The following is an 18,555-nucleotide window of genomic DNA, read 5'->3' as shown; positions in this document are numbered from 1 at the left end:
TGCAAGTATTTATCAATTTTGTACATGTTCAAAAACAAAAATTGACAGTAAACTGTAGAAGGTAAGTTGCTACACAGTCTTAGAAACCGTTTTCAGCAGGTCAGACCGCGTTATTATGCCCACCACATCGCCTTTATGCATAACTAAGACACCTGGATAATCTTCCAGCAATGGGCGAATCATGCCTATACTGGTGTCCTGTGGAAGACACGGCAGCGGCGGGTCCATTATTTTTTTCGCTGTTTCATCAGCTATGTTAATGTGCAGATTTTTTATTATACTCTCTTCGGTTACCGTGCCAATAATTTTGCCATTTTGCATTATAGGTAGTTGGGAGATTGCTTTTTTCATCATGACTTCGCTTACTTTTAAAATCTTATCGTTTGGTTTGGCGAAAATCAGGTTTCGGGTCATTATATCTTCACATTTCCTCCCTTCGCCTTCAGTCAGCACTTGAAGAATTTTGTTGACGGTTGATAGCCTGGGGTCTACTTTTCCATTTTCTATTTTCGCGATGTGTGCCTGGGAAATTCCGATTAGCTGCGCTAGTTGTCGTTGAGTAAGTCCTGCGTCGATTCTGAGTTTTTTAAACTGTGAACCTGTTAAGATCATACTTGATAACCGACAGTTATTTTTTATGCGTAGCAGATATCGCAAGATATATATTCTCAAGCATTTTATAAGCCTTGCCAAGGTGAACTCTCGTTGAGGAACATACTCGTTGATCACTCTAAACACGTACCTATAGAACAGCAAAAATTTGAAATTGTGGAAAGAAAGGGACTTGGACATCCAGATTCTATATGTGACGCCATTATGGACAATGTCTCTGTCAGACTATGCAGAGAATATTTGAAAAAAGTAGGCTTTATCCTGCACCATAACGCGGACAAGTCTCTATTAGTGGCAGGCGACGTAGAGCCTAAATTCGGCGGAGGAAAAGTGAAGGAATCCATGCTTCTTATACTAGGCGACAGAGCCACCACCGAAGCGAACGGCGTTACAATACCAGTCAAAGAACTGGCTCTTCAAGCTGCAAAAGAATGGATAAAAAGCAACCTACGCTTCGTTGATCCAGAAAAACATGTTCGATATCAAGTTGAGTTGAAACCAGGCTCTCCTGAACTCGTCGACATTTTCAAGCGAAAAGGCAAAGTGCTCGGAGCAAATGACACTTCAGCCGCTGTGGGATACGCACCCATGACCCGACTTGAAAGAATTGTCCTGAAAACAGAGCGGTATATCAACTCCCCGTTGTTTAAAAAGAAGTTTCCAGAAGCTGGAGAAGACGTGAAGATTATGGGGTTGAGAAAGAACAACGCGCTTGATTTGACAATTTCAATAGCTTTTGTTGATAAATATGTGAAAGATGAGAGGGATTACTTTAGAAAGAAAAGCGAGATTCTTGAAGATGTTCAAATGTTCGTGAAAACAAACGTGACATTCGATGAAGTTGACGTTAACTTGAACACGTTGGATGCTGAAGGCAGAGGCGTTGGCGGCGTCTACTTGACGGTGCTTGGCACAAGCGCGGAGAGCGCCGACTCAGGCGAGGTAGGAAGAGGAAACCGCGTTAATGGAGTAATACCCTTAAACCGCCCAACATGCTCCGAAGCCGCTGCAGGCAAAAATCCTGTTAGCCACGTTGGAAAAATATACAATCTCTTGACGCATCGCATTGCCAACAGCGTACATGAACAGGTGCCCGGGTTAGAAGAGGTTTACATATGGTTGCTCAGCCAAATCGGCAAGCCTATCGACCAACCAGCAATTGCTGCCGCGCAGGTTGTTCTACAATCTGGTAATTCCTTGGAAAGCCTTCAGAAAAGCATAGAGGAAGTCGTAAACACGGAGTTAGCAAACATTGATAAATTCACCATAGACCTAGCTTATGGAAGAATTCCAATCTGCTGAATTATGGGAAGTATTCTTCTCCGTAGCTTGTACAGATCATTACTACATCGTATATGTCTATTACTCCATAGGATTCAGCTATGTCACAGTGAGGGTTCCAGTGCGGGTCAGAGGGAGTGGAGCTATAGGCGTTACAGGCTAAAACGACATCGTATATGTCAACTTTCAAATCGTGGTTGATGTCTGCTGGGTTCCAGTAAATATTCATTAGTGGATAATTATCGGTATTATTTTCATCAATAGCATAAGGTGAATCACCTATTCCATCACCGTCAGAGTCCAGCCCAGCATAATTACTCCAATAGTTTCCTTCATAACCATTATCCAAGGTGTTATTGACAGAGTTGTCGAATATATAAGCTTGAATTGAGTTGCTGATGAGGTTATTTCGGAAAAAACTGTTACAGTTGGAGTTTGACTCTAAACTGAATCCTATACCCAGTAATAGCGTATTATTCAATAGTGTGTTTCCTAAAATGCTGTTGTAGCTCGATTCATATAGGGCTATGCCAAACATCCCCTTCGACGCTGTGTTGGCTTCGACTATGTTGCCACTGCAATAACTTAGCCAAATTCCAACCAAGTTGTCTGTAACCATGCAATTGTGTATTGCATTGTCGTCCGACTTGACCATGTAGATACCAATTAAGTTGTCGAAGGCTTGCACGTTTGCCACTGTGGAGTTAGCTGTAGAGACAAACAGCAAGCCTTGGCCACTGTTTGAGAGGTTCAAGTCTTTCACTACAATCCAGGTAGAGTTCAAGATGGCTACATATCCCGCGTCATTTGGGATCGATTTATTGTGTTGGTTCACCCAGTAGTAGACAGGCTTCCCGTCTACAGTGTTTGAAGCATCTATATCATTCATGTAATCTGAAAGTGTTCCTCCAAGAAAATCTATGTCAAGATTGCGGGTGTTACCAATCATATGATTATCTCTGAGAATGTTTTCATTTGATCCCTCCAGACTTATGCCCCTTGCAGAATTTGAGACTATATTTCCGACAATCGTGTTTTGCTCAGAAAGAAGTCTAATTCCGTAGTAATTGTCCCAAATTATGTTTGAGCTGATGTTATTGTGCGAGCTGTATAAGACAATGCCGCTGTCGCCATGCAACGGTTTTGAGCCGCTGTTTTGAATGGTAAACCCGTTGATACTCACATTGTTGGCGAATATCTTGATTACGGACTTGATACCGGTTCCGTCAATAATCGTAGTGTTGGAGTTCTCTCCATGAATAGTCATTGATTTTGGTACGATAATATGTTCATAGTAAGTTCCTGGTTCAACTTGAATCGTGGATCCATTGTCAACTTTGTTTATGGCATTCTGTATTCTTGGAAAATCATTGGGTACTTCAAAGGTTTTTGAGATTCTGACTATAAGGTTTTCAGACAACACATTGTTTTGCGTTGCTGTTTCTCCGTTCACTGGGATTACTTGCATTGTGACGTTGTAAGTTCCTTCAGCTATTGGACTCCATAGGTGACTAGTCATGATTGATGCACCACCTGTCAAATTGTTAACGAGTTTAGAAGCTTCAACAGTTCCGTTAACCAACAACTGCACTGTCAAGTTGTCTTCGTTAGCAGTTCCGAAGTTCAGCAGAGTGCCGTTGAAAATAGCTGTATCAAATGGCTTCAAGACGTAAGGAGCCTTCCAGTGCAGCAAGACAACGTCATGTACAGGCGGGTCCTGTTCAACAGCTCTTCTTGCGTTGATCAAGCCATATCCGTAATATTCATCAAATGTGGGGTCGCCCAAGTCATCAGCTGTGTAACGTAGCTGAGCTCGCACTTGGTCTCTAGTCATGTTGGGGAATTGGCTCCAGATTAATGCTGCGACACCTGTCACGTGAGGAGCTGACATGGATGTCCCACTCAAGCTTTTGTATTCATCACCTAGCCAGGTTGAGTATATGTTGACACCTGGCGCCGCAACTTCAACCCAATCTCCATGATTAGTGAATTCAGCTGGATCATTACTTTCACTAGTGGCCGTAACGGCTATCACTTCCTTATATGATGCTGGCCAATGATACCATTCCGAAGCGTCATTTCCCGCCGACCCAATTATCAACACACCCTGCTCATCAGCATATTTTATGGCCGCATAAATTATCGTGCTTTCCACGAAAGCTCCAAGACTCATGCTTAAAATGTCCGCTCCTTGATCCACCGCGTGAACTATCGCATTCGCAACATCATCTGCTGATCCCTCACCGCGCTGGTTAAGCACTTTTTCAGCCATTAATCGTACTTGAGCTAGGCCAGCTATCCCAAAGCTGTTGTTTAGCAATGCTGCGATGATGCCTGCACAGTGGGTTCCATGCCCATGGTCATCCCAAGGGTTGGTATCATTGTTTACCCAATCGAATCCCAATGGAACAATGTTTGCAGCCAAGTCTTCATGACTTGCGTCAATTCCGGAATCTATAACGGCAACGATAATGGAAGAATCTCCCACCGTGGTATTCCAAGCCAAGTCTGCTTCTATTGCATGTGGCCCCCATTGCATCTGCCAACCTGGATCGTTTGGTATGAAGTCGGCTTTTAATCTCACATTAGGCTCGACATATCTTGACAGCCCTGCAGCATGAGCCTTCATTACGAAAGTAGACATTGACAATTGAGGAATATTGGCAACAACAGCACTAATATGGCCACGCATAGAAACTCTGTTAACGAGTTCACCACCACTACTTCTAATTAGCTCTATGAGCTCCGAGTAACTGTCTGAGCTAATTCCATCGACCCCAACAATAAGCTCTCCATAATCATGGTTGACAGACACAAGATCATCCCATTCCGCCCTTAACACACGCATAGTATTGAAGTTCCAATTGTCAATCTGCGAAAAAGACAACTGAGAAATATTCATCAATTCCGTATGTGTGTGTGAATCTGTCGCTGTATCACAGTCTCCAGCCCATCCTAAGGTCTCAGTCTCTATTGGTTGGATGTTTACTGCAAATGTGAATACGCTGATCAAAAGCAGCTGTAGCATTACTATAAAGACTACTTTTTTCACGCCTTCCCCCCAACGACAATATAGTCACCAAGCTTATTATCATTTTTGAAAGAATCTTCTATTTTGTGCAAGCAAAAATGGGGAGTGTGCGGGAAGGAATCGGGAGACGTCTCCACTACGCGCTGATTAATCCCAATCTGTTAGCTTTTTTTTCATTCCATAAGGTGGCGATGCTACTTTCTTTTGCGGAACAGTTTGAAGCCTTCCATGTCGGTGACGTATTCGAAGCCAACTGCCAACAAAGCTCTGGCTCCCTTCACTGTTTTAGCTAATCTCGCTGACTCTTATTCATCCAGCAGCGGATTCTTCAGTTCAGAAGGGAAAAGAGCTCTCACCTGCTCCGTCGTGTCCAACCTGTTCACGCTCTCCGGCTCTGGAGTAGAATTGTCCTTCTTGTTTTCCGGCTTCACGTCGTCTCCGTCGCTCATTGCCTGTTGAATTCCTCCAGCAGCAACTCTACAAAGAAATCGTCAACCGACAACAAAGGCTCCCCACTTCTTGTTTTTTATTGCCAATAAAAGACTTGTTGGAAGGTCGGATTCGGAATAGGAAAAAAAGAGGGAAGGATCGTTTTAGGGCTCTGAGTTTCTCCGAATAATGACACGAACTAGGTCCCAGTGCATGCATTTTGAGTGAAGTTGCGCGTTTTTTCTCTCTTTGTTTTCCAAGCGTAATGGATACGCGCTATATCTCTCCATTTCCCCGCGTAAATCTTCTAGGTAAACGAAGTTGCTAGGGAAAAGGTGGACAATTTTTCGTAACACAAGAAGACTTTGATGCTACGACAAAATGGACAAGAAAACAAAAAGAGAGGAGGGTGTTGGCTAAGGCGACTTTGTCATCTTTTCTCTACTCGTTTCAATATTTTCCTATACCACACCCATGTTCTGATTCTTCAGAGGAAATCCATCAGTTTTTTACTGACACGTTACAGCTAAAAGATTTATCTTCTATTCAGAATCTAACAAGAAAAGAGGGTGTTGATTAGAGCCGGAAAGCTCTCGTTTTTGCACGTCTACAGGCTGCCATAAACAATAATAGTCGTAGACGCACGCACATCAACCCTCATGTATTGATTCGTTGTTGAAAAAACGTAAACTGTTTCTTTTCTGAGTCGGAATATAAGAGTTTAGCGATATTTAGCATCATTTCACAAGCTTTTTGAACTCATCACCATGTTCTTAACTCTGAAGAAAAAACTAAAGGTCTCTGAGTGAACTAGAATGCGCAGACATTACAGAACCATCAAACTGCCCAAAGAAATGATAGAAACCATAGAACAATTAATGAAAGAACATCCCGAATACGGATATGTCAGCATCGCAGACTTTGTCAAAGACTCCATCGGACAACATTACTGTTGGTATATTCACGGCATCAAATTTGAAAAGAAAAGAAGTTCTTAACCCCGTTTGAGTCATAGGTGAATCCCAAGACTTTTCTGAAAAAGACTAGTACATCGTTTCACAATGGGGTTTCAATGAAAACAAAGAAAGTAATGATTCTGATTTCTCTTGTTGAAGAAAGCCGAGAAAAAACAAACGAAGAGATAGAAGGTGAGATTCTCCAAGAACTTTCAACAGACTTAATCCCATGGTGCAAAGAAATAGAAAGCGTCAAAGTCGTAGAGGAGTAATTCTTCAATAAATCACATTAGATAACACGGTCTTATGCATACATAGTCTATCTCGATTATTGCCTCTTTGGCATTTTCCGATTTTTAGGGAATGACAGGATTTCGATGGCTTTTCTGGCAGTTTTTCCATAGTTTTCCAATCTATGTAACGATGCGCGCAAAAAAGCACCGAAAGAGCTACAATCAAGATCACAGACAGTAAGAGGAGACTTTAATTGACACAGAAGAATGACAGGACGAAATCCCCAAAAACGGTCAAACTCAAATGTGGATGCGAATATGAAGACCATGGTTGGATGCTCATAAGATTGAGAGAATGCCCAAGGCATAAGAAACAACGAACAACACCAAAACCAAAAAGGCCGAAAGCAGAATGCGTCAGAGCTGGCGGAAGATACGACTAACGCAGACAGTATTTGGGCACATGTGCGGCTATGTTGCGTGTCTATTGTCATCAAGTATTAGTGGTTGCGCATGCACGCAATTTTTTGATTTTTTCCTTTCTTTCATCATTCGCATTTTTGCACGTGAAACCTTTTTCCTCATATCTACTCAACTAAAATCATGGGGTGCATTAAGCTTAGATAGCTTGAGTGCGTGAACAACGCGCTTAAAACCAAGTAGTTATGGAGGGGATTATTTGGCAAAGGAAATCCAAGTTTCCACCTTAAGGAATTGGGCGACCAAAGAAGAAAGAGTTGAAACTCCCCGCTTTCCTGCTGCCAAAGGGAGAAAGAGAGAAACTACTCCATTACAAGAAGTATGTCAGAGGACGCCCAAAGGGATAATTGATAAAGCAGCTTGATAATTTTCATCGGGAAGTAATGAGGAAATCTAGGCCTTTTAGCAGATCAGAATGTAAAGGGCGTGTTTTTAAAGGTAGCAGATACTGTTGGAACTACTGCCCCTACAACGTATGGCGAAGGGAATAATGCACGCCCTGCGACTTTCTGGAATTTATAAGCTATGTGGCGTATCCAAAGGCTTTTCTAAATGTGACTCTAAAACTTCTAAAGGAGATGTTTGTGTTGGTTAGACTGTTAGATTGTTTTGATGTAAAGGGATTAACACTCAAAAATAGAATTGTGATGCCTCCCATTCACACGGGCTTGGCGACAACGGCAGGAGCTGTAACGGACAAGCTTGTTGAACATTATGGTAAACGGTCAAAGAATCTTGGTCTTCTAATAATCGAACATAGCTATGTGTCCCTTGAAGGAAAGCTGAGCGAAAGACAGCTTGGAATATACGACGATAATTTAATTATAGGTTTGGAGAAGCTTTCAAGTAAAATCCATTCTATGGGAACACCTGCAGTGATACAAATCAATCATGCTGGCAAGCATGCCAAACAAGAAATCACTGGACTTCAACCCGTAGCTCCATCAAGTAGTAGAGAAGCGCGCGAACTAAAGCTTAAGGAAATCGAAGATTTGGTTGAAACGTTTGCGCTTGCTGCTGAGAGGGCTATGAGAGCAGGTTTTGATGGTGTTGAGGTGCATGGGGCACACGGATTTCTATTAAATCAATTTTTCTCTCCCTTGGCAAACGCGAGACGGGATAAGTATGGTGAATCTTTGGAGAATAGAATAAGGTTTCCCCTGGCGGTTGTTGAGAGAGTGAAGGAAAAAGTCGGAGGAAGGCTCCTTCTTTATCGTTTAGGCTCTGACGATTTAGATCCAAATGGTGTCCTAATAGAAGATTCTAAGAAATTTGCTATAGAACTTCAGAAGGCGGGGGTAGACATCCTGGATGTGTCTGGGGGTCTATGCGGTAGTCGACCTATGCAGTTGCAGGGAGAACAAGGGTATTTTGTTGCTCAAGCGCAGCAAATCAGGGGAGTTTTAGACATACCTGTTATCGGTGTTGGAGGGATTAAGGATCCCGAGTTTGCGAATAAACTGGTTGAAGAGGAAAAAGTTGACTTGGTTGCAGTGGGTAGGGAACTCCTGAAAGATCCTGATTGGATACAGAACGCTATCAAGACTTTAAAAAAGAGTTGATGTGCGCAACACTTAACGTTTATGCGCGCATTATTAACAATGGTGAAAAAACATGGTCAATGCTAAAAAACATACTAAAAAAAGGCTAAAAATTCCCAAAACTCAAGATTTCTGAAAAAGACAATATTCAACAATGGAAAAAAGATTGCATCAACCTTGCTGTTTTTGAGCTTCTAAATCTAGACCCTGATTCCTTCATTTTGAGCTTCTTTTCTGATTTGTAGAAGATTTCATGACCTAGAAGGTTTTTCAACCTACTTATCAACCATGAATTTTCCTTAGATTCTACGAAAACCTTCTAAATTTAGACAGTATTACCATTAGAATTTGAGGAGCGAAAGCATGGAAAAAGAGACCGAAAGTCAAGCAAAAAAGATTCTCGCGCGTGCAATTGTCAGAAAGCTACAATAATTCTTAAAAATTCAAACTAAAGATCCTTGTTTGCTAAGGTTCATTTTTGTAGAAGCATAACCAATTTCATTTTTCTTTTGGCTGTAGGAATTTTATGTTGCTAGTATATTCGCCAGCTTGAGTAAGTTTAGGTCCAAAGGTTTCTCCGTTCTGCATGACTTCTCTAGTTCAATGCTGGTGATTTTACCTCTTTGCAATCCAACTATTCTGTTTCCGCGCTTCTTTGATAATAGTTCAACCGCTTTGTTTGCAAACAAGTTAGCCAGAAGTCGACTCCTCGCAGTAGGGTTGCCGCCTCTTTGGGCATAGCCCAAAATACTAAGTCTAACTTCAGCGCCTGTGTTTTCTTCGATTTCCCTTGCAAGTTTATGGATATCTCCAATTCCTTCCGCCACCACAATTATGCCTGACTTCTTCCCTTTAGCACTATTTTCCCTGAGCGTTTTGAAGATGTTCTCTTTTGTATATTCAACTTCTGGGATCAGAATTACTTCGGCTCCAACAGTCAGCCCTATTGTTAGGGCGAGAAAACCTCTTTTCCGTCCCATAACTTCAACAATGAAAACTCTTTCGTGGGAGATTGCAGTGTCTCGAATTTTGTCGATTTCTGTTACCGCCGTGTTTACAGCAGTGTCAAAACCTATAGTTTCATCCGTCCCAAAAACATCATTATCAATTGATGCAGGAATGCCCACTATTAACGTGTCAGTTTCTTTACATAATTCCAAAGCTCCCTTGAAAGAACCGTTACCGCCAATAACTATGAGCCCTTCAACACTGTTCGAGACAAGAGTTTCGGCAGCTTTCTTAAGCCCTTCTCTCCTTCTAAACTGTGAGCATCTTGATGTATGAAGAATGGTGCCGCCTAATTGTAGTATTCCACCAACAGAACGGGGGGTTAACGTCATAGGCATATTTGTTGTCAAACCTTCCCACCCTCTTTTAAATCCCAAGACATGAAAATTCTTTGAATAAGCGATGCGGACTACTGCCCGAATAGCAGCATTCATACCAGGCGCATCTCCGCCACTTGTGACTACACCTAAATTCCTCAATAATCACTCCTCGCAATCGCCAAACTTATCTCAGAGCAAACGGTACACTGACCACAAATAAATTTAACCTTATCTTTGTTGGCTTTTCTATGATGAACCAAGGTTTTTGGCTAAGGCGCACGCGCATTGTGCGCATCTTAGCGGAAGTCTAGTAACTTCCGAACCCCAATTTTTTTTCGACGACGACGCGAATTTTTACAAGTGTAGAAATAAAGGAAATGATAAGATTCCTTGTAATTGTAAAAAACTACAATGCGCGCGCATCTAAATGCTGATGCGTCAACCCAGAAACAGCAACTACGTGTTTGGCGAGAACGCCAAGAAACGAATGAGACACAACTTTCAATGGACAAGAAAGCACGTCGCAATGAAAACCGCGAATAAAAGCTTTCTCAAGATACATCTTCATACCTTCCCCCATTTCTTCGCGACAAAACTCTATCTGCAAACAAGGGATATCCGTTACGTCCAAAAGAAATTAGGCCACCGAAGCATAACAAGCACGACAGTCTACGAGAACAGTGACGCCATGGAAGAGGTTGAACAATATACTATTAAAGCAGTGACTTCAAAAGAAGAAGCTATAAAGCTCGTGGAATTAGGATATGAACCGTTTGATGAGATTGACGGAGTTAGGCTCTACGTAAAGAGGTGTATAGGACTTGACTGAAGAACTATCTCAATACTTAGTCAAAACAGATAAGGAACCAGACTTCTACACTCTGCGTTTCCCAACACATTCAGTAGAGGTTCATAACACATTCGCCGAAATGTTTGGTATGTGGGTGGGGCGAGTCTTAATTACTGCAGAAAACGAGAAATGGGCAAACATAGCGGCTAAGACGGCAACTGGCTTTGCTTCTTCAATTATCATGTCTCCAGTAGAAGCTGGAATAGAAGGATCTGTAAAACGACATGACACCCCAGATGGACGTGCAGGTGTATTGATTCAGCTTTATCATAGAACACGGTTTGATTTGAAGGCTCAAATGATCCTTAGAATTGGACAGTGTATAATGACTTGTCCTACAGCTGCGGCTTTTGACGCGTTGCCAGAAGCGAAAAGAAGATTGAAGGTGGGGCGTAGCCTTCGCCTTTTCGGAGACGGATTCCAAAAAAAAGACACTTTGGCGAATAGGAAAGTCTGGCGAATTCCAGTTATGGAAGGCGAGTTTATGGTAGAAGACAAGTTTGGAGCTGTAAAAGCAATTGCAGGAGGAAATTTCATAATCATGGCTCAGAGCGGCGCAGCTGGTTTACAAGCGGCAGAGAAGGCGGCAGAAGCTATTAGTAGCAACGTTAAAGGCGTGATAATGCCATTTCCAGGGGGCATCTGCAGGTCAGGCTCCAAAGCAGGCTCGACTAAATACAAGCTTAAAGCGTCCACCAACCATCCCTTCTGTCCAAAACTTAAAGAGCTAGTGGCAGACTCGCAGATACCTAAAGATGTCAAGTGTGTTTACGAAATCGTCATCAATGGTCTCAACCTAGATTGTGTGAAAGAAGCGATGGCTGAAGGGATAAAAGCGGCTGTGAGAGTGCCCGACGTGGCTAGAATTTCTGCTGGAAACTATGGCGGAAAGCTTGGTCCTTACCACGCTTACCTTAAAGAAGTTCTTGAGTTAGATTAGAGCGACATATCTAAAGCCTTTTCTGCATGGTGCATTCGTGGATTTTTATTGCTGCAACCAGAAAGATGACTGCAAATGCCACAAGGAGTATAAAGTCCAACTCGAAAGGATAGAAACTGCACCTTCATCAGGCTTGATTATGCCCCTGAGCATTCGAATTGTAGTGGTTTTACCTGGCAACAATGCGGCAGTAGGTCTAAAGCGGTTTTATATATTCTCCACCTTTTCCTTCAGGCGAACCCACCAGAACCCTGTCATATTCCCTCCCAGTTCGATTATCAATAACGTGTTCAAGTTTTCCCTTAACTTCAATTTCCTCACCTTTCTCTGCGAGACTGTCATAAAGCCCCTCATAGGAAACCACTTCTTCAATATCCGCCTCAACATCTTCTTTAACCTCAACCTCTCTAACTCGATAAACGGCTGGAAGGAATATGCTGTCTTTGCTGTCGGCAACAACTGCTTGTATAGTCACTGTTTTAACGGGATGATATGTTTTATCGCCATACTCCTCCGTAAGTTCTTGTTCCAGCTTCATGGGATGTACAGAGAAAAGAGTTCCTTCAAATACTCCAATGTTCCATTTTCGTTTGTAGATTCGTTCAGCTTCAGCTAAACTGATTGGGTGATTACGTGTTTTGTTTATATACCAATTCCTGAGTTTTTCTTCTTCAAAACGCCCAACACCGAGGTTCCCGGTTGAGCATACTCCAGTTAAGGCGCCCTTCACTGTGTAGCTACTCTCCACTCCATATATAGTGATGTCCATGTCTGAAAAGACTGGATTGTGAATGCCCAACAGTATCGAGCCTGTGACGCCAAAATCGTCAACTGAAATACCGCTTAATTCAGATAGCAAAGACACAAAACGAACAACTTTCGTTTGCAAAGGGTCAAGCCGCGACTTTCTGAAAAGCCTTGCTAGCTTCTCTTCAGGTTTGAAGTGTTTCGTTATATATTCTCGTGGAACAGCAGTCATCGTAATGTTATAGACCGAAGAGAAAAACAAGTATTTGGGGTAGGAGACTTTTAAAAAGTCAAAAGTTTCCAGCAAACTTGGAATTGTATATGCCCGCATTATGCGTTTAAACCGGTCCTTTCCCTTCCGCCATTTACCCTCTGGGTCGGGCAAGTATTTCAAATAGCTAATCACGCGGTCAGCGGGATGGTATGGGCCTACAACGCAGAAGAGGAGGTCTTCTTTTGTGCTTATAAAATCGCGGTCTCTGAGACCCCGTTCTTTTAGAATCACCTTTCTAGCACCATGAAGTCTGATGGTTTGCCTCCCAGGAGAAGCCTAAAAAATGTATCACCATTTTTCTTTTGCACTCTTTCAACTTTTCCTTGAGCTATCACAGTTTCCCCTTCTCTTGCCTGTTCGCAAAATCTTCCTCGAAAAGACGCGATTTCTGACACTGCTTCTTCCCATGTTCCTTTCAGCAGTTGTACGTGGTCCACTGAATAGCGACAGGGGGTAAATATGGTTTCTGAATCATCTGAAATCGTTGCTTTAATTTTTGCGTAGCCGACTCTTTTGTAAACAACATCACCATAGCGTTCTTCTATTTCGTTCCAATCCTTTACACATCGTATGTAAAAGTCATGTTGCAGAAACTTGCCCTGCAAAACCTTTCTGCACTCTATCGTGACAAAATCGTCAAAGGACATTTCTGTGTCCTTTGAACGGAAACCATAGAGGTTTCTTAGCTCTTCTTGTGTATACGCTTTCACTAGGCTTTTCTTTTCTTTCATCATTGATTTTAGTGCTTCATACACTTTAAAGCAGCTTCTCTCTCCATAGACTATTGGGTCGATATCTGATTTGAGAGTATGCAACTGAACTAGAAGAGAGCCGGAAATGCCCAATTTATTCCAAGGAATATCTGAGTGGTTCTGCAAAAGCTTAGCAAAGCACAAAGCATCAGCTTCTAATTCATCCAACTCGCTACAATCACGAAATTCCCGTAGGCGATCAACTGGATTATAATAACATTTTACGTCTTCTGTTGGGACTTCACTGAGGCGTTCTCCAAAAACAAGATCAGAGACTAAATATTGAGGAAACCGTTCTTTGAGAAGCTCGTAGCGTTCGGAAAGAGCATAAACTTTTCTGTAAATTCTGTCTCCTCGTTTGCGGTTTCCATGAGGGTCTGGAACGAAACGGGGAAAAGCAATAATTCTGTCGGGAGGATGAATTAGCCCCTTAACATCAAAGACAATTCCGTCTGGCGTTTCAAGCAAGTCACCTTCTCGGGCTTTCATTTCTACTCTCCGTTAGAAAATAACTGAAAACAATTAAAGCTATATTTGATTCCCTTTGGAATTGAGAACTGTTTTCGAGTTGTTGCAGAACCTTCTCCAAAAGGAAACCGTAAAGATCATAGTAAATTCCCTATTCGAGTAGATCAGTAAACCCAGCTTTTCTCAGGCTGTGGTAAACTGGCGTGGTAATGATTGTTACCAGAATTAGGGCAACCATTCTCTCCACGGGATAAACAAACATTACTGAAAGCCATATTTCTGGTGTTAAAATCGGCGAAAAATACCACATTGCTAAGGCACTGCCCGTTATATTATCAGTTAAAACACCGACGAACGCAGCAACCGCAACACCGAATATCAACTTTGCAGATTTAGATGAACTAAAAGTTGATCCAGCCAGATATGCAAAGGGCGAGAAGGCAACTATCATAGCGACAATATGGAGCCAAGGGTACATGAAAGCTCCCCTGCCAAAGGGATGTGCATAGAACACCAAAAGTGAAGCAAGGATAACTGCCCCAACTACGTATCCTCTCTTGATTTTGATGCAACCAGCTCCAAATGCCCCAAAAAACGGAGGAATCACTGTGAAAATGCCGAAAATCGCACCTGCAGGATTTAGAAAAACGCCAACAAGAGACCCTATTGACACAGCTAACCCGCCGATAATTGGGCCAAGCAAAATACCGATAAGAGAACCCCCTACAATGCCAAGCGTTATTTGACCCGAAACACCTATTGTGATTGTAAAGGGAAAACTTGTGAGAAGAGCTTGCAAAGCCGCAAAAGTGGCTATTAAAGCGATATTAACAGTTGACAGTCTCATGCTAAACAACCCAGTGTAGACCATTACCTTGTTTTGTAGATTTTTGCACAACGTTAATAAAACTTCTGCACCACGTTTTAGAAAGGCCTGTCCCTTGCAGCGAGACATTTGTAAAACAACAAAGTACATTTCCAGCTGTCTTCAACTGGCTGTCCTCTTAGAAGTTAGTGCAAACAAGCCTGGGAACGTTAATAAAACAGCAAATTTTAAAAGCACGCGATATGAACATTTTTTGGCTTCCGCCGTAGCCGTTGAACCTAGTTTTGCACGAGCTGCGCAACGGGGCATCATGATTTACAACGAAAAAATTGACCTAAACGAAATGGGCATTGGAGAAATTATAAAGCAATCGGTGGTGAGTATTAATGCTTGGCAACATGGGAACAACACGTTGCTAGGCACAGTTCTTCTGCTTTTCCCAATCGCCGCAGCAGCCGGAATGACGTTGGCTGAAAGAGACGAACTTTCTATTTCCCGACTGAGAAAAAACATAAAACTAGTCGTAGAATCAACCACGTCATTAGATGCAGTAGCAGTTTACGAAGCAATAAACATAGCCAATCCAAACGGTTTAGTTGGTAAAGCGCCAACTCTCAACGTGAACGACCCCCACTCAAAGGAAAGAATCCTAGAAGAGAACATAACTCTCCATGATATTTTCAGAATCTCAGCATCCTACGACTCTATATCAAGAGAATGGGTAGAAAATTATCCCTTAACCTTTGAAGCTGGCTTGCCATATTTCACCCAGCAACTCAAGGAAACAAATAATCTAAACACTGCAATAGTTCAAACTTTCCTCAAAATACTTTCAATAGTTCCCGATACACTTGTCGCCCGAAAAGTTGGCTTAGAGAGAGCGAAAGAAATTTCTGAACAAGCAAATGAAGTGTTGATTTCGGGCGGTTTAGCAACAACTCTTGGTAGAGAAAAGCTTTCTGGCTTCGATAAGAAGCTGCGTGGGTCAACTAATCAATATAACCCTGGTACAACTGCTGATATTATATCTGCAGTTTTAGCCGTAAGCCTTCTGGATGGTTATCGCCCGTAAAGCCGTTCAAGAGCGAATATTTTAATTGAAACCGTTTCTTTTAGGTGCATCAACAACGTTGGTTCTCCCATGATTGTAATTGCGGTTATTGGAAGCAAAAAATCAGGCAAGACAACAACGATCGAGGTTCTAGTCAAAGGCTTAACAAGACGTGGGCATCGTGTTGCCACTATCAAGCATGTTTCTCAACCAGACTTCACAATAGATGTTAAGGGGAAAGATTCTTGGCGGCACGCACAAGCAGGTGCAAAAACAATAATGATAGTTGCTGCTAAAGAACTGAGTATCATTAAGAAAGGTGACACTACAAAACTAAGCCTTAAAGAAATTGTCAAAAACTGCCAAAACAGCACTGATTTTGTTATTCTTGAAGGTTTTGGAGGTTTAGTTGAACAAGAACCAACAGTGCTCAAAATAGTAGCTGTCAAAACATTTTACGAAGCTATAGAAGCGTTAAAACGTTTTGAACTAATAATTGCATTTACAGGTTCTGCAGCTTTGGCAGCAAAAAGTCTAGGCGTACCTGTCGTAGATATTCTTGAAGAACCAAGAAAACTTGTAGAAGCTGTTGAGAAAAAAATTAGGCTTTAAGAGGCTTTTCCGGGATCTGAAGACATTTGCCGAAGGGAGAAAGGAGGTTTCGCTTACTGTTAAATAAGTAAGGTGCAAACTTCTTCAAATCTTTCCGATGCCTCCCCGAAGCCATTTTTTCAAACTAGAGTGCCTTAAAAGCGTCAAACCATTTGTTGTAGGATGCAACCATGTCAAGGGAAACGCTTGGCTTCCGATCTTCAAGTATTTGTCGAAAGTCGTCCATAGTTACGGGTCTAGGCTTAGCTTGTTTATCATTTACTCGCCCAGACTCGAAGAATTCACCGATGACTCTCAAGTAGGCTGACTGACAACAATCTTTTATATCGCTTCCTGAAAACCCTTCTGAAAGTCTGGCCAATTCGTGAAGACTGATGCTTGGGTCCAGGTTCAAATTACTGGTGTAAAGTTTAAACATCTGCAACCTTGAATGATGGTCAGGTAGCGGCACTATGATTCTCTTCTGAAATCTTCTGATAAAAGGCCAATCCAGATCCCAAGGTCGATTCGTAGCCCCTATTACGTATGCGTGCAAGCTTTTACCTTTATCAATAACACCATCCATTTCTTTAAGAAACTGGTTTCGTACACGAACTTCGCCGCCAACTTCGCTAGAATGTCTTCCCAATAGAGAATCTAGTTCGTCAATGAATACGATAGCAGGTTTCCCATTATTAGCAGACTTTCTCGCAGATGTAAAAAGTTGCGCCACATTCCTCTCGCCTTCTCCTAGCCACTTAGACATTATTGACGCTGCGTCAACAGATATGAAGTTACCGTCAATTTCTGTGGCGACAGCGGCTGCCAGCAAAGTCTTTCCGCAGCCTGGTGGTCCGAAAAGGAGTATTCCTCGGGGCCATCCTAGTGGGAACAGATCTGGTCTCTGAACTGGGTAAACAATTGCTTCTTTTATGGCTTTTTTCGCTGGTTCCAGACCTACGACTTCCTGCCATTTTACGTTAGGTTTCTCCTGCATTATTAGTTCGTCGTAGCTTGCTTTTCCAGCTTCTTGAGGTTCTGTAGCGTCGGCAGGTCTTTTCTCTACATCTGGCCTTAGAGGCATTCCGCCTTGTAGCACTTTAACTCTTTCTTGATATGCCATTGCACGTTGTATGTAGACTTTGTTTAAGCCATAGTCAGGATACAAGTGTACTATTCTTAGTAGTGTTTCTATGGCTCTCTGGTACATCGTGATAGCCATTCCCCTTGAGCCTTGTTTGTCCAATCTAACAGCTTCGGACGCGTAGTTTGTCGCTGCTTTTTCAAGTTCTTGAGAAGCACTCATTTTTAACATGTTCCGATAATTATTTTTCCTTTAGCATCAAGTTCTTTCAATGTTTTTTCCACATCTTTGGGTGGGATTTTCAACTTCAATGCACATTCAGTGACGTCTATTTGGCCATTACATTGCTTAACGTACTCGAGCAATTTGTCTTGCATGGATTCAGAATGTTGAATTCTGAGGGAGATGCTTTGCATTTTCACATCTTTAATCGAAAGAAAAGCTTCAGTTGTTTCTTTCTGCTTGTCTCTACTCGATTGTGGGCATGCAGCAACCAAAGCAACCATTTCCTTGATTCGCTCTGGTTGCATGATCTTTGGCAACACTTCCGAGACAGGTGGTTCGGGCAGTTGTTCATTCAATTTTTGTTGCAAAGCCATGTTGACTTCCTTGAGAATTCCTTGTCCAGCAGCAGTTTTTATGTTAGTTAGTATGGTTGGTGGCTCGGAGGGAAGCTTGGTTACAGTGAGTGTTTCTTGTATGCTATTGTTGACTTTGTCCAATTCAGAGGCAATGTCAGGCATTATGCTGACTAGGTTGGTTGTGACGTTTTTGAGAGCGTTCAACGCTGGCTTGAGGTCTATCATTATGGCGCTGAGTTCTTTGATAGTGTCTAATCTGATGATTATGCGTTCTATCGCGATTTGCGTGTGGGAAAGCAGCTTTATGAGCTTTCTAACCTCTGCCAGTTCGTTAGCACACATCGCGGCGCGTGCATTATTCTTTTTTTCTAACGCGAAGGTACATGCCCTGAAAAGAGTTTTATCTCTTTTATGAAGTCTTATGTGCACCTGTTCCAGCTTTGAATGTTGAATTTTAAGTTTTCGAATAGACTTCACAATAACTTCGTTGAGGGGTGGAG

At 42.2% G+C, this 18,555-nt stretch carries 19 protein-coding genes; 10 read left to right on the top strand and 9 right to left on the bottom strand.

Going from position 1 to position 18,555, the window contains the following annotated elements; translation table 11 throughout:
• Positions 1 to 69: 69 nt before the first annotated feature.
• Positions 70 to 612 carry a CBS domain-containing protein gene (locus tag NWE91_07975; protein ID MCW3986326.1) on the bottom strand — a complete coding sequence of 181 codons (543 nt, stop codon included), beginning with the start codon at positions 610 to 612 and terminating at the stop codon, positions 70 to 72.
• Between the two features lie 93 nt (positions 613 to 705).
• Here NWE91_07975 and NWE91_07970 point away from each other — a divergent pair, with 93 nt between their 5' ends.
• Positions 706 to 1,914: a methionine adenosyltransferase gene (locus NWE91_07970; GenBank protein MCW3986325.1), complete on the top strand. Its 1,209-nt coding sequence runs from the start codon at positions 706 to 708 to the stop codon at positions 1,912 to 1,914.
• 1 nt (position 1,915) lies between these two features.
• On the opposite strand, the gene NWE91_07965 is transcribed toward NWE91_07970, so the two are convergent.
• Together NWE91_07965 and NWE91_07960 are read right to left on the bottom strand one after the other, a co-directional pair.
• Positions 1,916 to 4,945 (bottom strand): S8 family serine peptidase, encoded by a 3,030-nt coding sequence (locus NWE91_07965; GenBank protein MCW3986324.1) that lies wholly within the window; start codon positions 4,943 to 4,945, stop codon positions 1,916 to 1,918.
• A gap of 284 nt (positions 4,946 to 5,229) precedes the next feature.
• Positions 5,230 to 5,373 carry a hypothetical protein gene (locus NWE91_07960; GenBank protein ID MCW3986323.1) on the bottom strand — a complete coding sequence of 48 codons (144 nt, stop codon included), beginning with the start codon at positions 5,371 to 5,373 and terminating at the stop codon, positions 5,230 to 5,232.
• A 795-nt stretch (positions 5,374 to 6,168) separates the two neighbouring features.
• Here NWE91_07960 and NWE91_07955 point away from each other — a divergent pair.
• The 5 genes from NWE91_07955 to NWE91_07935 all read left to right on the top strand — a co-directional run bounded on the left by NWE91_07955 (position 6,169) and on the right by NWE91_07935 (position 8,584).
• Positions 6,169 to 6,351, top strand: coding sequence for a ribbon-helix-helix domain-containing protein (locus tag NWE91_07955; protein ID MCW3986322.1), 183 nt, complete (start codon positions 6,169 to 6,171; stop codon positions 6,349 to 6,351).
• Positions 6,352 to 6,425: 74 nt separating this feature from the next.
• Positions 6,426 to 6,581, top strand: coding sequence for a hypothetical protein (locus tag NWE91_07950; GenBank protein ID MCW3986321.1), 156 nt, complete (start codon positions 6,426 to 6,428; stop codon positions 6,579 to 6,581).
• A gap of 215 nt (positions 6,582 to 6,796) precedes the next feature.
• Positions 6,797 to 6,985 carry a hypothetical protein gene (locus NWE91_07945; protein MCW3986320.1) on the top strand — a complete coding sequence of 63 codons (189 nt, stop codon included), beginning with the start codon at positions 6,797 to 6,799 and terminating at the stop codon, positions 6,983 to 6,985.
• A 236-nt stretch (positions 6,986 to 7,221) separates the two neighbouring features.
• On the top strand, positions 7,222 to 7,386 hold the full coding sequence (locus NWE91_07940) for a hypothetical protein (GenBank protein MCW3986319.1): 165 nt from the start codon (positions 7,222 to 7,224) through the stop codon (positions 7,384 to 7,386).
• Positions 7,387 to 7,606: 220 nt separating this feature from the next.
• Positions 7,607 to 8,584, top strand: a complete 978-nt coding sequence (locus NWE91_07935) for an NADH:flavin oxidoreductase (protein ID MCW3986318.1) — start codon at positions 7,607 to 7,609, stop codon at positions 8,582 to 8,584.
• A gap of 503 nt (positions 8,585 to 9,087) precedes the next feature.
• On the opposite strand, the gene NWE91_07930 is transcribed toward NWE91_07935, so the two are convergent.
• Positions 9,088 to 10,050, bottom strand: a complete 963-nt coding sequence (locus NWE91_07930) for a 6-phosphofructokinase (protein ID MCW3986317.1) — start codon at positions 10,048 to 10,050, stop codon at positions 9,088 to 9,090.
• A gap of 268 nt (positions 10,051 to 10,318) precedes the next feature.
• Here NWE91_07930 and NWE91_07925 point away from each other — a divergent pair, with 268 nt between their 5' ends.
• On the top strand, positions 10,319 to 10,720 hold the full coding sequence (locus NWE91_07925; GenBank protein MCW3986316.1) for a site-specific integrase: 402 nt from the start codon (positions 10,319 to 10,321) through the stop codon (positions 10,718 to 10,720).
• A gap of 52 nt (positions 10,721 to 10,772) precedes the next feature.
• On the top strand, positions 10,773 to 11,681 hold the full coding sequence (gene fhcD, locus NWE91_07920) for a formylmethanofuran--tetrahydromethanopterin N-formyltransferase (GenBank protein MCW3986315.1): 909 nt from the start codon (positions 10,773 to 10,775) through the stop codon (positions 11,679 to 11,681).
• Positions 11,682 to 11,877: 196 nt separating this feature from the next.
• Here fhcD and NWE91_07915 read toward each other — a convergent pair whose 3' ends face one another.
• The 3 genes from NWE91_07915 to NWE91_07905 all read right to left on the bottom strand — a co-directional run bounded on the left by NWE91_07915 (position 11,878) and on the right by NWE91_07905 (position 14,877).
• Positions 11,878 to 12,933: a hypothetical protein gene (locus NWE91_07915; GenBank protein MCW3986314.1), complete on the bottom strand. Its 1,056-nt coding sequence runs from the start codon at positions 12,931 to 12,933 to the stop codon at positions 11,878 to 11,880.
• Complete coding sequence (locus NWE91_07910) at positions 12,930 to 13,943, bottom strand: hypothetical protein (GenBank protein MCW3986313.1); 1,014 nt, start codon at positions 13,941 to 13,943, stop codon at positions 12,930 to 12,932. Before NWE91_07910 ends, NWE91_07915 begins: the two co-directional genes overlap by 4 nt.
• Before the next feature lie 130 nt (positions 13,944 to 14,073).
• A complete protein-coding gene (locus NWE91_07905; protein ID MCW3986312.1) occupies positions 14,074 to 14,877 on the bottom strand; it encodes a hypothetical protein in 804 nt (267 codons plus the stop codon).
• Between NWE91_07905 and NWE91_07900 the strand changes: the two genes are divergently transcribed.
• A complete protein-coding gene (locus NWE91_07900; GenBank protein ID MCW3986311.1) occupies positions 14,864 to 15,820 on the top strand; it encodes a triphosphoribosyl-dephospho-CoA synthase in 957 nt (318 codons plus the stop codon). The genes NWE91_07905 and NWE91_07900 overlap by 14 nt on opposite strands.
• A gap of 69 nt (positions 15,821 to 15,889) precedes the next feature.
• The gene (mobB, locus tag NWE91_07895) at positions 15,890 to 16,411 is read left to right on the top strand and encodes a molybdopterin-guanine dinucleotide biosynthesis protein B (GenBank protein ID MCW3986310.1); all 522 of its coding nucleotides are present in this window, start codon (positions 15,890 to 15,892) and stop codon (positions 16,409 to 16,411) included.
• 124 nt (positions 16,412 to 16,535) lie between these two features.
• On the opposite strand, the gene NWE91_07890 is transcribed toward mobB, so the two are convergent.
• Both NWE91_07890 and NWE91_07885 read right to left on the bottom strand, forming a co-directional pair.
• Entirely contained in the window at positions 16,536 to 17,696 is a 1,161-nt protein-coding gene (locus NWE91_07890; GenBank protein ID MCW3986309.1) for an AAA family ATPase, read from the bottom strand.
• 2 nt (positions 17,697 to 17,698) lie between these two features.
• Positions 17,699 to 18,532, bottom strand: a complete 834-nt coding sequence (locus tag NWE91_07885; protein MCW3986308.1) for a hypothetical protein — start codon at positions 18,530 to 18,532, stop codon at positions 17,699 to 17,701.
• Positions 18,533 to 18,555: the final 23 nt, after the last annotated feature.

The sequence above is a fragment of the Candidatus Bathyarchaeota archaeon genome, from assembly GCA_026014805.1.
Classification (GTDB): domain Archaea; phylum Thermoproteota; class Bathyarchaeia; order Bathyarchaeales; family SOJC01; genus JAGLZW01.
This window is presented reverse-complemented; position numbering and strand designations above follow the sequence as displayed.

Coding starts and splice junctions, on each gene's coding strand:
- NWE91_07975 (MCW3986326.1), bottom strand. CDS start 612: ATGATCTTAACAGGTTCACAGTTTAAAAAACTCAGAATCGACGCAGGA.
- NWE91_07960 (MCW3986323.1), bottom strand. CDS start 5,373: ATGAGCGACGGAGACGACGTGAAGCCGGAAAACAAGAAGGACAATTCT.
- NWE91_07955 (MCW3986322.1), top strand. CDS start 6,169: ATGCGCAGACATTACAGAACCATCAAACTGCCCAAAGAAATGATAGAA.
- NWE91_07950 (MCW3986321.1), top strand. CDS start 6,426: ATGAAAACAAAGAAAGTAATGATTCTGATTTCTCTTGTTGAAGAAAGC.
- NWE91_07925 (MCW3986316.1), top strand. CDS start 10,319: ATGCTGATGCGTCAACCCAGAAACAGCAACTACGTGTTTGGCGAGAAC.
- NWE91_07910 (MCW3986313.1), bottom strand. CDS start 13,943: ATGAAAGCCCGAGAAGGTGACTTGCTTGAAACGCCAGACGGAATTGTC.
- NWE91_07905 (MCW3986312.1), bottom strand. CDS start 14,877: ATGTCTCGCTGCAAGGGACAGGCCTTTCTAAAACGTGGTGCAGAAGTT.
- mobB (MCW3986310.1), top strand. CDS start 15,890: ATGATTGTAATTGCGGTTATTGGAAGCAAAAAATCAGGCAAGACAACA.
- NWE91_07890 (MCW3986309.1), bottom strand. CDS start 17,696: ATGAGTGCTTCTCAAGAACTTGAAAAAGCAGCGACAAACTACGCGTCC.